Source organism: Micromonospora sp. A3M-1-15, from assembly GCF_024213425.1.
In the GTDB taxonomy this organism is placed as follows: Bacteria; Actinomycetota; Actinomycetes; order Mycobacteriales; family Micromonosporaceae; genus Micromonospora; species Micromonospora chersina.
This window is the reverse complement of the sequence record NZ_JANAVK010000006.1, coordinates 130,432-144,476: the sequence shown is the minus strand read 5'-3', so window position 1 is coordinate 144,476 and position 14,045 is coordinate 130,432. Positions and strand designations below refer to the sequence as shown.

Sequence of the window (14,045 nt, the reverse complement as noted above, 5' to 3'; positions counted from 1 at the left end):
CCCGCCAGCCTAGGCGGTGCGCTTGGGAACCGGGGGACCGGCCGGCCGGGCCCAGCGGGTCCGCAGTCCGAGGTGAACGGCCAGGCCGAGCGGTCCGAGCAGGATGGTCAGCAGCAGCACCGGCGCCACGAGCAGCGCCGGCATGCCCCGGTCCCGGCTGTCCCGCCAGATCCAGCGGCCGACGAACAGGTCGAACCCGATCATGTGGGCCCAGGCCGCCGTCGCGCCGTCCGCGCTGCCCAGCAGCTCGCGGACGCCCTCCAGGGTCGGCGCGGTGACCACCGGCAGCACCCGGCCGAGCACCGGGAGGACCAGGACCGCGTAGATCAGCAGGACCGGGAGCACGATCAGCGGCGAACCGACGATCCGGGCGGTCCACGACCAGCGGGGCAGCAGGATCATCAGCGCCCAGAACGGCGCGGCGACCGCGAAGGTCAGGGTGAACAGCGTCCCGGTCACGCGACCACCACCACGTCCGCGCGGCGCTGCCCCCGGGCCAGCACGGCGCCGGTCGCGGTCGCCGTCGCCGCCACCAGGGCGACCGCGACGGCCATGGTGAGCGCGTCCGGCCGCAGCAGCGGCTGCCCGCGCAGCGCCTGCCAGGTGAGCAGCAGCGTGGCCGCGCCGTACGCCGCGCCGGCGACGAGCAGCAGCCGGGCCCGGGTCCGCTCGTCCAGCCGGTCGCCGAGGAAGCGGTTCAGCAGCATCGCCAGCAGCGGCAGCGCCTGGAGGGCGTGCAGCCCGACGAAGTGCCCGATCCGCAGGTCGCCGCCGGTGGTGCTCCAGCCGACCAGGGGCAGCCCCGGCCCGCCGTCCGCCACGCCGACGCTGTGCGCCCCGCTGATCCCCTCGGCCGCCGAGTCGGGCGTACGGGTCACCATGGGGATGGCGACCAGCATGCCGAGCAGGGACAGGCCGAGGCCCAGCCGGACGGCGTGCGCGGCGACCCGGTCGGCCGGCGGCCGCAGCAGCGCCACGATCCCGATGACCAACTGGGCGACGAACAGCACCATGATGGCGGCGCCCATCGCCGAGAACAGCGCGCCGTTCAGCGGGGTGGTGCCGTTGTAGTGGCTCGTGGTGCCGCGCACCACCTGGGTGACGATGATCGCCATCTCGACCACCGACATGGCGACGATCACCGTGGCCGCCCACTCGGCGATCCGGCTGCGCCGCGGCAGCAGGGTGAGCATCCAGGCGAGGGTGGTGCCGTAGAGCACGAACGAGATGGCGAACTTCAGCGGCTTGAGCCAGATCGGCACGCCGGTGAGCACCCGGGGGTCGGCCAGCACGCCGACGGCCGCGACGACGGTGAGCGCCGCCATCGCCGCGACGAAGAGCATCAGGGGGCGGTGCCAGCGCGCCGCCCGGTTCAGCACGGTAGTCATGCCTGTAGATGCTGGTGGCGCGGCCGCACCGGCGCGCCCGACCGGCGGCCCCGATGCCGGCCGCAGGTCCGAGACGCCGCCTCCTACCCAGGGAGGAGCCGTGCGCCGGTCACCGCGCTCACGTCCGGTCGCCCGGCAGGGGCTGGACGAGCTGGACCGGGTTGCCGTCCGGGTCGGCCGTCCAGGCGATGAGCAGCCGGTCCAGCCAGACGTGCGGGGCGGCGAGCGCCGGGGCGCCCGCGGCGGTCAGCGTCGCGTACGCGGCCGCGGTGTCGTCGGTCCAGAGCACGACGGCGGCGCGTTGCCCGCTCGGCACCGGGTCGAGGCCGTGGTCGTCGCGGGTGGACGCGACCGAGGCGATGCCGATGCGGTAGCCGTCGAGGGTCAGGTCGACGTGGATCGGCGGACCCTCGGCCGGCACCCGGAAGGTCTCGGTGAAGCCCAGCCCGGCGTAGAAGGCGGCGGCCCGGGACACGTCCTCGCTGAACAGGATCACCTGCGGGGTGCGGAACATCGACACCGCTGGAGCCTACGTTCAGTCGGGCAGCATGGGCATCTCGAACCCCGGGTCGCGGCCCAGCAGCACCCCGCGGGTGAGCGCCCGCGACCCGAACCGGTCCCGCACCGCGTCCACGGCGGCGTCCAGCGCCGGCCCCGGGTCGCGGGTGAACGGCAGGGTGAGCTGCACGTGCCCGTCGTCCAGGTTGCCGACGGCGACCCCGATCAGCGTGATGCCCCGGGTCTCGATCTCCGGCAGCGCGGTGCGCAGCAGCGACCGGGCGGCGGCCCGCAGCGGGCCGGTCTGCGCGGTCGGCTTGTCCAGGGTGTGCGCGCGGGTGGCGCGGGTGTAGTCGGCGAACCGCAGCCGCAGGGTCACCGTGCGCCCGGTGCGCCGGGCCGTGCGCATCCGCCCGGTGACCCGGTCGACCAGCCCGGCCAGCACGGCGTCCAGCTCGGCGGGGGAGTGCGGCTCGCGGCCCAGCGCGTGCTGGGCGCCCATCGAGGAGCGCCGCCGCCCGACCTGCACGGCCCGCGGGTCGCGGTTGTGGGCGAGGGCGTGCAGGTGGCGGCCGGCCCCGGCGCCGAGCAGCGACACCAGGGTCGGCTCGTCGAGCCGGGCCACCTGCCCGACCGTGCGCAGGCCCCGCTCGCGCAGCCTCGCGGCGGTGACCGGGCCGACGCCCCAGAGCCGCTCCACCGGCAGCGGGTGCAGGAAGGCCAGCTCGCCCTCCGGCGCGACGACAAGCAGCCCGTCCGGCTTGGCCACCCCGCTGGCGACCTTGGCGAGGAACTTGGTGCGGGCCACCCCGACGGTGATCGGCAGGCCGACCTGGCGGCGTACCTCCCGGCGCAGCTCCGCCGCGATGTCGGCGGGCGGGCCGACGAGCCGGCGCAGGCCGCCCACGTCGAGGAACGCCTCGTCGATGCTGAGCCCCTCGACCAGCGGGGTGGTCCGCCGGAAGATCTCGAACACCGCCCGGCTGGCGGCCGTGTAGGCGGCCATCCGGGGTGGCACGACGACGGCGTCCGGGCAGAGCCGGCGGGCCTGCCGGCCGCCCATGGCGCTGCACACGCCGCGGGCCTTCGCCTCGTAGCTGGCGGCGAGGACCACGCCGCCGCCGACGATCACCGGACGGCCCCGCAGCCGGGGGTCGTCGCGCTGCTCGACGGAGGCGTAGAACGCGTCCAGGTCGGCGTGCAGGATGGTGGCCTCGCTCGACACCAGCACATGTTCGCACAGATGTTCGAACGACGGGCCGGTCAGGGCATGCTGACCGCGAGTTTGCCCAGGGCGCCGGAGAACTCGGTGAGGGCCTGCGGCACCTCGTCCAGCTCGTAGCGGCGGTCGACCGGCACCCGGACCCGGCCGGCCAGCACGTCGTCGGCGAGCCGGTCGAGCGTCGCCCGCTCCGGCCGGCCGAAGATCGAGACGGCCGCCGGGTGCTGGTCGGGGCCGAAGCCGATGGTGGAGGCCAGCCGGCCGCCGGGGGCGAGCAGCCCCGCCAGCGGCGCGCCGTCACCGGCCAGGTGCACCACGGCCGGGACGCCGTCCGGCGCGACGGCCCGCACCTGACCGGTCAGGTCGCCGGTGTAGTCGACCACCTCGGCGGCGCCCAGGTCGCGGACGAAGTCGGTGGCCGGGCCGGGACGGGCCGTGGCGACGACCCGGGCGCCGGCCAGCCGGGCGTACTGCACGGCCAGCGCGCCGACGCCGCCGGTCGCCCCGGCAACCAGCACCGTGTCGTCCGGGCGGACGGCCAGCGCGTCGAGCGCGTCGAGGGCGGTGACACCGGCCAGCCCCAGCACGCCCGCCGTGGACAGTTCGACACCGTCGGGGACGCGCGTGATGCCGTCCCCGCCGCCGACGGTCACGTACTCGGCCCACGTGCCCTCGCCCAGGTAGCGACGCATGAGCACACCGAACACCGCCTCGCCGACCCGGAACGGGCTGGTGCCGCCGATGGCCTCGACCTCGCCGGCGAAGTCCTTGCCGAGCACGACCGGATACCGGTAGTCCATCGACCCGCGCATCATCCCGGCCGCCGCCTTCCGGTCGAAGGCGTTGACCGAGGACGCCCGCACCCGGACCAGCACCTCGTCCGGGCCGGGGCTGGGCCGGGCCAGGTCGTCCCGGGCGGCCGGCGCCGCCCCGTCCCGGTCGAGAGTGATCGCCCGCATCCGCCCGTCCCTTCTCGCAAGCCCGGGTGGCGCCTCGTCGGCCACCCGGGCCGGGGCGGGTTTCCCGGCGGGGGAGCGGCTACACCCCGCCGGGATCGGGACCGGCGGTCAGGCGCCGCGGGCGCGCGGCCGGCGGGACAGCGAACTCGGCGCGTTCACGCCCGCACCGTCGCTCACGCTCACGCCCAGCCGCTCGACCAGTTCGCCGCCCAGCCAGCCGGTGAAACCGGCCAGCACGATGCCGGCGAAGCTGCAGACCAGCGCGCCGGCGTTCGGGTCCCAGTTGTCCGCCCCGCGGCGCAGCAGCCAGCTCACCGCGAACAGCACCAGCACCACCACGTTGCCGAGGCCGTGCGTCGCCCCGACCCGCTTGGCGCGGGTGCCGGCCGGGATGGCCCGCCAGTCGATCAGGCCGAACACCGCCGCGACCAGGCCGCCGATCACGCCGGCGGCGATGGTGTACGCGGCGGAGACCTGGAAGCCCGTCCGGTCGGTGATCAGGTACAGGATGTCGAAGATCACCGAGGTGGCGAGCAGTCCGAGCGGAAACACGATCAGGATGGGGTGGATTGCGTGCCCCATCGACTTCGCGCGACTCTCCATGCCGATCCTTCCTTCTCGGCCCCCAGGCGCGGCCGGTTTCCCCGCCCTGCGCCGACTACACCTCTCGCCGGGTCAGGGTGATCGCCTGCCGCGGCGGGCGGCGGACCACGGCGAGCCGGTCGCCGCGCACCCGCACCGAGGTACGCCCGCCGCGCCGCCGCCGCACCGTCAGGTCCACCGTCGCGCCGCCCACCCGTACGCCCTCCAGCCGCAGGTCGGGCAGCCACGCGGGCAGGTGCGGGTCGACGAGGACCGCGCGGAGCGGCGCGGCCGGGCGCAGCCCCAGCAGGGCCTGGACCAGGGCCACCACGGCGCTGGCCGACCAGGCCTGCGGGGAGCACGAGTTCGGGTAGACGCCGGGGTGGGGGTGGGCGGCGTCCCGGGGCAGCCCGCTGAGCACCTCGGGCAGCCGGTGCTCCGCGAAGAGCGCCGCGGCGCCGACCATGCCCTCGGCCACCCGGTGCAGGTGCGGCCAGCAGCCGTACCGGGCCAGCCCCAGGCCGATGGTGCCCGCCTCCACGGGCCAGACGCTGCCCCGGTGGTAGCTGAACGGGTTGTAGGCCGGATGCTCCGCCGACAGGGTCCGCACCCCCCAGCCGCTGAACATGTCCGGCGCGAGCAACCGGTCGGCCACCTTCTCGGCGACCCGGGTGGGCACGATGCCGGTGGCGAGCAGGTGACCGTCGTTGGAGTTGGTCGAGCGGACCGGCCGCCGGTCCGGCCCCAGCGCCATGGCGTAGCAGCGCCGGTCGGGCAGCCAGTACGCCCGGTGGAACCGCCGGCGCAGCCCCCGGGCCCGCGCCAGCAGGGCGGCGCCCCGGGCCGGGTGCCCGGTGACGGTGTACACCACGGCGGCGTGCCGCAGCGCGGCGTACCAGTAGCCCTGCAGCTCGCTGCTGGCGATCGGGTTCGGCACCACCTCGCCCCGCTCGTCGACGATCGCCGTGTCCGAGTCCTTCCAGCCCTGGTTCTTCAGACCGCCCGGCGAGCGGCAGTGGTAGTCGAGGAAGCCGTCGCCGTCCGGGTCGCCGTACCGGTCGATCCACTCCAGCGCCCGGCCCGCCGTGGGCAGCAGCTCCCGCACCGTGTCCAGGTCGCCGGTCCACGCCAGGTACTGGCCGAGGAAGACCAGGAAGTCCGGGGCGGTGGACCAGTCGCCGTAGTAGGCGGAGTAGGGGTTGAGGCCGAGCAGCGAGACCGGCCCCTCCCGGGCCTCGTGCAGCGGCTTGCCGGGTTCCTCGTCTCGCCAGTCGTCCAGCCGCCGGCCCAGGTGCCCGGCGTTGAGCCGGAGGCTGTCGGCCAGCATGGTAGGGCCGGCCAGCAGCGCCTGCCAGGAGGCGGTCATCGTGTCCCGGCCGAAGATCTCCTGGTAGATGGGGAGGCCGGCGATCGGCGCCGTCGGGCCGGCCGGCTCGCCGAGCGGCAGCACGGCCAGGTCCCGCACGGCGCACCGCCAGGCCGCGGCGACGTCGAAGTTGCTGCTGCTCAGCCGGGCCAGCTCGGCGTCCAGCCGGGCCCGGGCCCGGGCGGCCGGGTCGTCGGGCTCGGCGAAGGTGGCCGGGGGCGCGGGCAGCCGGGTGCCGTCGAAGACCGGTTCGACAAGCAGGTCCGCCCCGGCACGGCCGCCCGGCGGCACCACCAGCTCGACGGTGAACCCGCCGTCGGCGTACGCCACCGGGGCGTCGGCGCGCAGCCGGATCGCCACCGCCCGGTCCAGCCCCTCGTGCCGGTAGGTGAGGAGCAGCTCCCCGCCGGCCGGATCCCACCGGCTGCGCACCTCGCCGACCTGGAGCCGGCGGCCCGCCTCGGCCTCGCTGGTGTCGGCGAAGTCCGCCTCGACCGCCAGCCCCAGCCGGAACCGCAGCGGCCGCGCGGCGTAGCTGACCACGGTGAACCGGCTGCGCAGCCCGGGGCCGACGAACCGCTCGACGGTCAGGTACGCGGCCCGCGACGGCAGCGCCTCCCCGTCGCCCAGCTCGGCATAGGAGAGCTGGGCGTGTCCGCCCACGTTTGCGGTGGCGAACGGCACCGGCTCGCGGCCGTCCAGGGTGATCCGCTCCCGGCTGAGCACCCGCGTGTTGCGGGCGAAGAAGCCCTGCGGGTCCGCCCCGACGATACGGCCGCGGACGTCGGTGACCAGGGTGCTCCACCCGCTCGCGACGTAGAGCAGGTCGGGCCGGACGCGCAGGTTGCGGACCCAGGTCATCGGGCCGCCGTTACCCCTTCGCGCCCCCGCTACACCCCGGTCAGGGCGCGGTGCGGGCCCGGTCCCGCACGAGCAGCTCGACGGCCACCGCGATGGCCACCGCCTCCACGGCCAGCAGGGTGAGCAGGATCAGCAGCTGGGTGGCCCCGGCGCGGACCGGCCCGGCACCGCCGAGCAGCACGCCGACGAACGCCCCGGGCAGGGTGACGAGCCCGACCGTGCGGGTCTGGTCGAGCGCCGGGACGAGGGCCTGCCCGGCGGCCGGGCGGCAGATCTCCAGCGCGGCGTCGCGGGGGAGCAGCCCCAGGGCCAACCCGGCCTCGTACTCGCCGTGCCGGGCGCGCAGCTCGTCGAGGGTACGCCGGCCGGCCAGGCTGGTCGCGGTCATCGCCCCGCCGATCAGGATGCCGGCGGTGGGCAGCACCACCAGCGGGGTCGCGGGCAGGGCCCGGCTGGCCAGGAGCACGGCCAGGCTGGGCGCCACCCCGGCCGCGACGGCCAGCGGGGCGACCCGGGCCGGCCCGCCGGCCCCGATCCGCCGGCGCGCGGTGAGGGCGGCGACGACGTACATGAGCAGTACGAACGCCGCGGTGCTCCACCAGGCGCGGAGGACGGCGACGATGACCAGCGAGACGGCGCCGAGCTGGACGGTGGCCCGGGCCGCCGCGGTGAGCACGGTCCGGGCCCGGCCGAGCCCGGTGAGCCGCAGCACGGCGGCGCCGGCCAGGGTGAGCGCGGTGAGCGCGACGACGAGCGCCGCGCCGATCGGTACCGTGCCGCCGCCGCCCATCCGACGACCTTATGCCGGGTGGCCGGCCGGCGGGTGGGTCCCGCCGGCCGGCCGCCGGTGTCACCGCCCGTAGACCTCGAACTCGTAGAGCGAGAAGCCGTACGAGGTGGCCCGCTTGACCCCGTACACCCGCACGTAGCGGGCGCTGACCGGGGCGAGGGTGACGTTGTCCGTCCCGCCGTTGCCGGCGGTCGTGCTGAACACCGGTTGCCAGGCGCTGCCGTCCGCGGAAACCTCGATCCGGTACGCGCTGCCGTATGCGGCCTCCCAGCGCAGCACCACCCGGCCGACGGTGCGGGCCGTGCCGAGGTCCACCCGGATCCACTGGTTGTCGTTGTAGCTGCTGGACCAGCGGCTGCCGAGGCTGCCGTCGACCGCCTTGTCCGGGGTGTTGCTGGTGAGGAACTGGGTGCTCGACGCGGTGGCCGGGCGCCCCTGGGCCAGGTTGGTGACGTCGTCGCCGCGGCGCGCCGGGAACGAGACGACCTGCTGGTAGGTGGGGCGGTTCTGCCAGGCGATCAGCGGGTGGGTGATGCCGCCGAGCCCGGACTGGGCGATGGCGTCGGCGCACCACTGGTCGCCCGCCCCGCAGGACTTGTCGCCGGGGTACACGGTGGTGGCCGGCGCGGCGGCCGCCTGGGCCAGGGTGTCGAGCAGGCTCTGCCGGCAGGCGCCGAGGGTGCCGCCGCCGCAGTACGTCCGGCCCGGACCGCCGGCCACCGGGTCGCCGAGCACGGCGCGGATGTCCTTGTCGACGTAGCCCCACCAGCCGTACTGGAACGAGGAGCCCTTGTGCGGCTGGCCGGCGAGGGCCCAGACGGCGGTGCCGTCGCGGCCGCCGTTCTGGCCGCCGGACGGCGCCTCGTTCACCTCGATGGCGTCCACCAGCGCGGCGTAGAGGTCGGGGCCGAGGCCGGGCCGGAACTCCGCGGCGGCCAGCAGCGGCCACCAGGCGTCGAAGATCCGGATGGCGTCGGCGTGCTGGTAGACCTTGGACCCGGGTGCGGTCTCCACGCGCCGGGCCCCGGCCTGCTGCCAGGCCCGCAGCTTCGTCACGGCGTCGGCCAGCGCCGGGTCGGTGACCGGGGCGCTGCCGAGCACCCGCAGCAGGTCGTCGAGGACCTGCTGGCCGCGCAGGTCGGTGACCGCCGCGTCGGCCATGATCCGCACGACGTCGGCCCGGCCGAGCTTGAGCTGGGCGATCGCGGCGCGCACCGGGCCGTCGAGGAGTTGGCCGCGGTGCACGGAGCCGAAGCTGAAGTTGCCGTCGGCCGCGCCGAAGTCCTTTGCCTGCTTGTTGTTCCAGCTGACGTAGTAGTCCTGGTTCACCGACTGCGGGTGGGCGGCGGCCGGGGTGTAGGTGGCGGTGTTGGTGTCCGCGTCCCAGCCGACCCACTCGTTGGCCGCCTCGGCCCGGGTGGGCAGGTTGGGGTCGGCGGTGGACGGCCGGACCGGGTTCGACCCGGAGTTGAAGTAGGCCGCCTCGGTCGAGTTGACGTAGAACCAGTTGAACGCGTAGCCGACACTCGCGGCGGACTGCTGGAAGGCCGCCGCGGAGCCCATGGCGGCCGGGTCGTTGTACGCCTGGAAGCCGATCGCGGAGTCGGCCTCGTGCCGGTAGGTCGAGCGCAGCTTGGTGAAGGCGGTGGGCTGCCCGTTCACCAGCCCCCGGTACGCGACGAGCCCGTACCGCGTGCGCAGCGCGCGCAGCGTGTAGGAGCCGGCCGGGGTGGAGTCGGCCAGGGTCGGCGACCAGGAGTTGGTGTGCTGGAGGACCTCCATGGCCACGCACTGCCCGTGCCACAGGTACTTGTTGGAGGCGAGGGTCGGTGCGCTGCCGTCGGTGGTGCACAGCGGCACGGCGTAGGTGTCGGTGAGGTCCTGGGAGGCGGAGGTGGCGCTCCACGCGTAGTCCTGGCCGCGGCCGAGCAGCACGTAGAGGTTCAGCCCGGCGAAGGCGGCGCCGCGGGCGCTGACTCCCGGCCCCTGCAACTCCTGGAGCATGAGCAGCTGCGGGGCGAAGTAGCCGGTCTGCGGGCCGAACACGGCGACCGGGTTGCCGGTGGTGGTGTGCCGTCCGGAGACCACCACGGCGTTGGACATGCCGTGCGATCGCAGCCCGGCCAGGCCGCTGAGCAGCGGCTCGGTGCTGGCGCTGCCGGCGGTGGTCCGGGCGGTGGTGGCCCCGCCGGTCTGGTCGTGGGCGAGCGGCTCGGCGACGACGCTGTCGGCGTCGGGCAGCACCGCCCCGGTCGCGCCGGCCGGGGTGGCGCCGTACGGGAAGCTCTGCCCGTCGTGCAGGGTGAGCACCGTCTCCGGGTCGTTCTGGGACCGGAACGCCTGCCAGACCCGGTCGCCCTCGGTGGCGCCGTACCTGGCCCGGGCGGCCACCCGGACCAGGGCGGACTGGATCTCGGAGCCGCCGCCCCCGCCGAACAGCCCGCCGATGACGCCGGCCGTGGCGATCAGGTCGGTCATGGTGAAGTGCTGGGGCTTGCCGGCGCCGGCCAGGAGGTACTCGCCGGGGTAGTTGTCGGCGCTGATGGACTGGTCGATGTAGGCGTTGACGCCGGCGATGTAGTCGGTGACGTCGGTGTAGAGCTGCTGCCCGCGGGCGCCCTTCTGGCGTAGCGCGTCGACCTGGGCCTGGAGGTCCGCCTCGGTGTACGGCGAGTTGGCCCAGATGCTCTGCTCCAGCTCCCGGTTGCCCGGTGCGCCGCCGGCGAAGGAGGTGAGCGTGCCGCGACCGGCGTGCCGCAGCAGGTCCATCACCCAGAGCCGGTCCTGGGCCCCGGCGTAGCCGGCGCCGAACATGGTGCCCGAACGGGTGGTGCCGGTGACGTGCGGCACGCCGGTCGCCTTGTCCCGCACGATGGTGACGTCCGCGCGGGGCCGCACGGTGCTCTCCACCTGCGCGTCGGGCACGCCGAACGAGGCGTCGTTGTAGAACTGCGCGATCTGTTCGTCGGTGAGCCCGGCGTAGCCGTAGACCAGGTTGGCGTACTCGTCGAGCTGGTCGCTGGAGTGGGCGGGCCGGGTGCCGAGCGCCTGGTGGGCGAGGATCGCGGCGAGCGTGGCGTTGCCGTTCTCCCCGGGCGGCAGGATGTCGGCGCACTGGCCGAGGCAGTAGTCGTTGGCGGTGAAGGTGGTGGCGGCGGCGGCCGGTGACGGTGTGACGACCGTCAGGGCGCCGGCGGTGAGGGTGGCGGCGGCCAGCGCCGCGAGCCGGGCACGGGTGGTGGGACGGGGCATGGCGATTCCTCCGGGGTGCGGAGTCGGGCCGGTCGTACGCCCGGCTACCGCTTGCCGACGTCTCGCCCTCCGTGCCCGGGCGTCATACCCGGAGGTGAGAGTGACTCATGTCTACCTCCGGGTAATGATTGATGGCGTTCCATGCCTCGGGATAGGTGCCGTTCACCACGCGCGAATGCCGACGTTTCGCCTCGATCAGGGCAGCGCGAGCACGGCCTGGTGTCCCAGGTGGTCCGACGCCCACCGGCCGCCGGCGGTCTGCCGCTCATTGCCGAAGACCTCACTGGACACCGGCGCCACCGGGCCACGGACCAGCACCATGTCGATCCGGTGCTCGACGTCGTCGGCCGGCTCGGTCAGGTCGTCACCCAGGCCGGAGGTGTAGCCCGGGTCGCCGGGGTGCAGGATCGGCCAGGTGTCGACCATCCCGCCGGCGACCAGGGCCAGGTACGCGAGCCGGTTGTTCGGGTCGGGCAGTTCGGGTCCGCTGTTCAGGTCGCCGACGAGGATCAGCCGGCCGGGCACGCTCAGCGGGCCGCGCAGCAGTTCCTGCGCCTGGAGCAGGCGTACGCCGGGGTGGAACGCCTCCAGGTGGGTGTTGACGAACCGGAAGGCGCGGCCGCCCAGCGCGGCGTCCACCGCCGTCCAGCCGCGGGTGCTCGTGGCGGTGCCGCCGGTGGCGGCGAGCGGGAAGACCAGGTTGTTGACGAAGTTGCCCGACGACGTGCCGTTCACCTTGATCCGGCCGCCGTGCCGCACCAGGATCACGTCGCGCATGGTGAGCCGGACGTCCCGCAGGTGGGGCGCCCCGGCCGGGGCCTCCAGGTCCGCCTCGTCCTGCGCCACGACGACGTCGTACGGGTGGCCGGACTTCGCCAGCTCCGCCATGAGCAGGGCCAGGTAGTCGTACCGGACCTCGGTGGCCGGGGCCGGGTCGCCGAGCGGCCCGGTGCGCCAGAGCGCCACCTCCTGGAGGCCGACCAGGTCGGGCTTGCGCTCGCGGATCTCGTCGGCGATGAGCGCCGCCCGGGCCGGGAAGTCGACCAGGTCCACGTGGCTCAGCAGCGCGGAGTTCGCGGCCAGGAACGCCGGCAGGGTTGGCGCGGCGATCGACGGCGTGAGGTCCCCGCCCAGGTAGAGGTTGCGGGTCAGCACGGTGACCTTGGGTCCGGCTTCCGCGTGTGCCGGCGGGGCGACGAGCCCCAGGCCGGCCACCGCGAGGGCGGCCGCGGTGGCCAGCCTGGCCAGGTGTCGAAGGTGTGCGCGAGGGCTGCCGTCCATGACTGTCGTCCTCTCCGGCGGGATCCGTGGATCCGCGTACGCTAACGCCGGTCACACCAGCGTGGACACCGCCGTTCGGGTCACCTCAGCCCGGCGGTCAGGCCTGGGGCTGACCGATGTCCACCATCCAGGACATGCCGAACCGGTCCACGCACATGCCAAACTCGTCGCCCCACATCTGCTTTTCCAGCGGCATGGTGACGGTGCCGCCCTCGGCGAGCTGCTCCCACCAGCGGCGCAGGTCGTCCGCGTCGTCGCCGCTCAGGCTGATCGCCATGTTGGTGCCCGGGGTGGATTCCATCCCGGGCGGTGTGTCGGAGGCCATCAGCGTGAAACCGCTGGGAGTCTCCAGTTGCGCGTGCATGATCCGGTCGGCCAACTGCGGGTCCGGGTTGCCGAACTCGCCGAAGGTGTTCATCCGCAGGTCGCCGCCGAACACCCGCTGGTAGTGCTCCATCGCCTCCCGGGCGTTGTCCCGGAAGCTCAGGTACGGATTCAGTCTGGACGTCATCGTCTCGCCTCCTCGGTGTCGTGACCTGGGCATCGTCGCAGAGAGACGGGCCGCGGCCTACGAGGCGCGACGGGCGAGTGTGGACGGCAACGGTGGGGGTGGCGCCGTTGCCACCCCCACCGTCTTCCCCGCCGGTGCGCCGTCAGCTCTCTTGGAACGACTGGCGCACCACACCCCCCACCAGGGCGCACCAGGTGGTGGTGCTGACCTTGCCGTTGGTGTCCAGCCCGTGCAGTTCCTGCAGGTCCTGGAGGGCCTTCTTGGTCGGGTGGTCGTACTCGCCGGTGATCGCCACGTCGGCGTAGCCCTTGGAGTTGAGCATGAACTGCACCGCCTGCACCGGGATGCCGGTGGCGTCCTTCTCCAGCTCCGGCGCCAGGGTCTCCCAGGTCGGCGCGGTCAGGGTGGCGTCGATGTCGACCGGGATGCCGTTGCGCGCCTGCCAGTCCTGCACGGCCGCCACGGTGGCGGCGTCGAACACGCCGGTGACCGGGACGGTGTAGCCGCGGAAGGTGAGCAGGTACTGCGCCACCTTCACCACCGGGCCGCCGACGAAGCGCCAGATGTCCGGCCAGCGGCGGGCCGGCACGTCGCCCAGGTCGGTGCCGAGCTTCGCGAAGACCCGCCGGCGCAGCGCCGGGAACTCGCGGTAGAACGTGGCGCCCGGGCACTGGGTGGCCCGGAAGTCCCAGTGGCCGAAGATGTCGTGCGCGTGCAGCCCGTACTGCTGGCAGATGGTCGTGCAGAGCTTCACGAGGGAGTCGAGCAGCTCCTGCGGCGGCGTGTCGGTGACGTAGGTGCCCTCGTTCTCGATGCCGATGGCCCGGCCGTTCTCGCCGGGGCAGTGCGCCGAGATCATCTGCCGGTCGCCGGCCTGCAACCGCTCCAGGCTGCCGTGCCGGCCCTCCAGGACGTGGCCGCCCCGGCTGACCGTGAAGTGCTGCCCGGTGTCCGACCACCGGTTCACGTCCATGTGCAGGTCCTGGCAGTCGCGGGCGAGCTGCTTGGCGTGTTCCTCGGAGTAGTCCGTGCTGTTCGGGAACGCCATGTGGTGCACGATGATCTTGTTGGTCGCGATCGCGCTGATCGACAGCGGGTCCGCCGGCGGGCGGGCGCCCCACTCGTCGCAGCTGATGATCCAGTCGAGGTCCGCGCCCGGCGCGGCCTGCGCGGCGGCCGGGAAGGCGAGTTCGCTCCCGACGACGGCGACCGCGGCGGCGCCGAGGCCGGCCCGCAGCAGGGTACGGCGGTCCAGCTCGGGGTGGTCGAAGTGCATGGCATCTCCTCGGTGGCCCGACGGGTCTGCGGGCGTGTAAAGGAACTCCAAAAGCTGCG

12 protein-coding genes are annotated in these 14,045 nt (G+C 74.5%); all 12 read right to left on the bottom strand.

The annotated features are described in order from the left end of the window. Positions 1-9 precede the first annotated feature (9 nt). Positions 10-459 (bottom strand): ABA4-like family protein, encoded by a 450-nt coding sequence (locus NLX85_RS27020; protein WP_254339762.1) that lies wholly within the window; start codon positions 457-459, stop codon positions 10-12. Beyond that, positions 456-1,388, bottom strand: coding sequence for a hypothetical protein (locus NLX85_RS27015; RefSeq protein ID WP_254339761.1), 933 nt, complete (start codon positions 1,386-1,388; stop codon positions 456-458). The genes NLX85_RS27020 and NLX85_RS27015 overlap by 4 nt, the downstream gene beginning before the upstream one ends. Before the next feature lie 118 nt (positions 1,389-1,506). Beyond that, positions 1,507-1,902: a VOC family protein gene (locus tag NLX85_RS27010; RefSeq protein WP_254340304.1), complete on the bottom strand. Its 396-nt coding sequence runs from the start codon at positions 1,900-1,902 to the stop codon at positions 1,507-1,509. A gap of 21 nt (positions 1,903-1,923) precedes the next feature. Further along, on the bottom strand, positions 1,924-3,111 hold the full coding sequence (dinB, locus tag NLX85_RS27005) for a DNA polymerase IV (RefSeq protein WP_254339759.1): 1,188 nt from the start codon (positions 3,109-3,111) through the stop codon (positions 1,924-1,926). Between the two features lie 38 nt (positions 3,112-3,149). Continuing rightward, positions 3,150-4,067, bottom strand: coding sequence for an NADP-dependent oxidoreductase (locus NLX85_RS27000; protein ID WP_254339755.1), 918 nt, complete (start codon positions 4,065-4,067; stop codon positions 3,150-3,152). Between the two features lie 108 nt (positions 4,068-4,175). Beyond that, entirely contained in the window at positions 4,176-4,670 is a 495-nt protein-coding gene (locus NLX85_RS26995) for a DUF2231 domain-containing protein (RefSeq protein ID WP_254339753.1), read from the bottom strand. 55 nt (positions 4,671-4,725) lie between these two features. Next, positions 4,726-6,876: a glycogen debranching N-terminal domain-containing protein gene (locus tag NLX85_RS26990; RefSeq protein WP_254339751.1), complete on the bottom strand. Its 2,151-nt coding sequence runs from the start codon at positions 6,874-6,876 to the stop codon at positions 4,726-4,728. A 40-nt stretch (positions 6,877-6,916) separates the two neighbouring features. Next, positions 6,917-7,666: an ABC transporter permease gene (locus NLX85_RS26985; RefSeq protein WP_254339750.1), complete on the bottom strand. Its 750-nt coding sequence runs from the start codon at positions 7,664-7,666 to the stop codon at positions 6,917-6,919. 60 nt (positions 7,667-7,726) lie between these two features. Next, complete coding sequence (locus tag NLX85_RS26980) at positions 7,727-10,918, bottom strand: penicillin acylase family protein (protein WP_254339749.1); 3,192 nt, start codon at positions 10,916-10,918, stop codon at positions 7,727-7,729. Between the two features lie 195 nt (positions 10,919-11,113). Continuing rightward, on the bottom strand, positions 11,114-12,199 hold the full coding sequence (locus tag NLX85_RS26975; RefSeq protein WP_254339744.1) for an endonuclease/exonuclease/phosphatase family protein: 1,086 nt from the start codon (positions 12,197-12,199) through the stop codon (positions 11,114-11,116). A 97-nt stretch (positions 12,200-12,296) separates the two neighbouring features. Further along, positions 12,297-12,710, bottom strand: coding sequence for a VOC family protein (locus NLX85_RS26970; protein WP_254339740.1), 414 nt, complete (start codon positions 12,708-12,710; stop codon positions 12,297-12,299). Positions 12,711-12,852: 142 nt separating this feature from the next. Then, complete coding sequence (locus tag NLX85_RS26965; protein WP_254339739.1) at positions 12,853-13,986, bottom strand: N-acetylmuramoyl-L-alanine amidase; 1,134 nt, start codon at positions 13,984-13,986, stop codon at positions 12,853-12,855. Between the last annotated feature and the right edge of the window lie 59 nt (positions 13,987-14,045).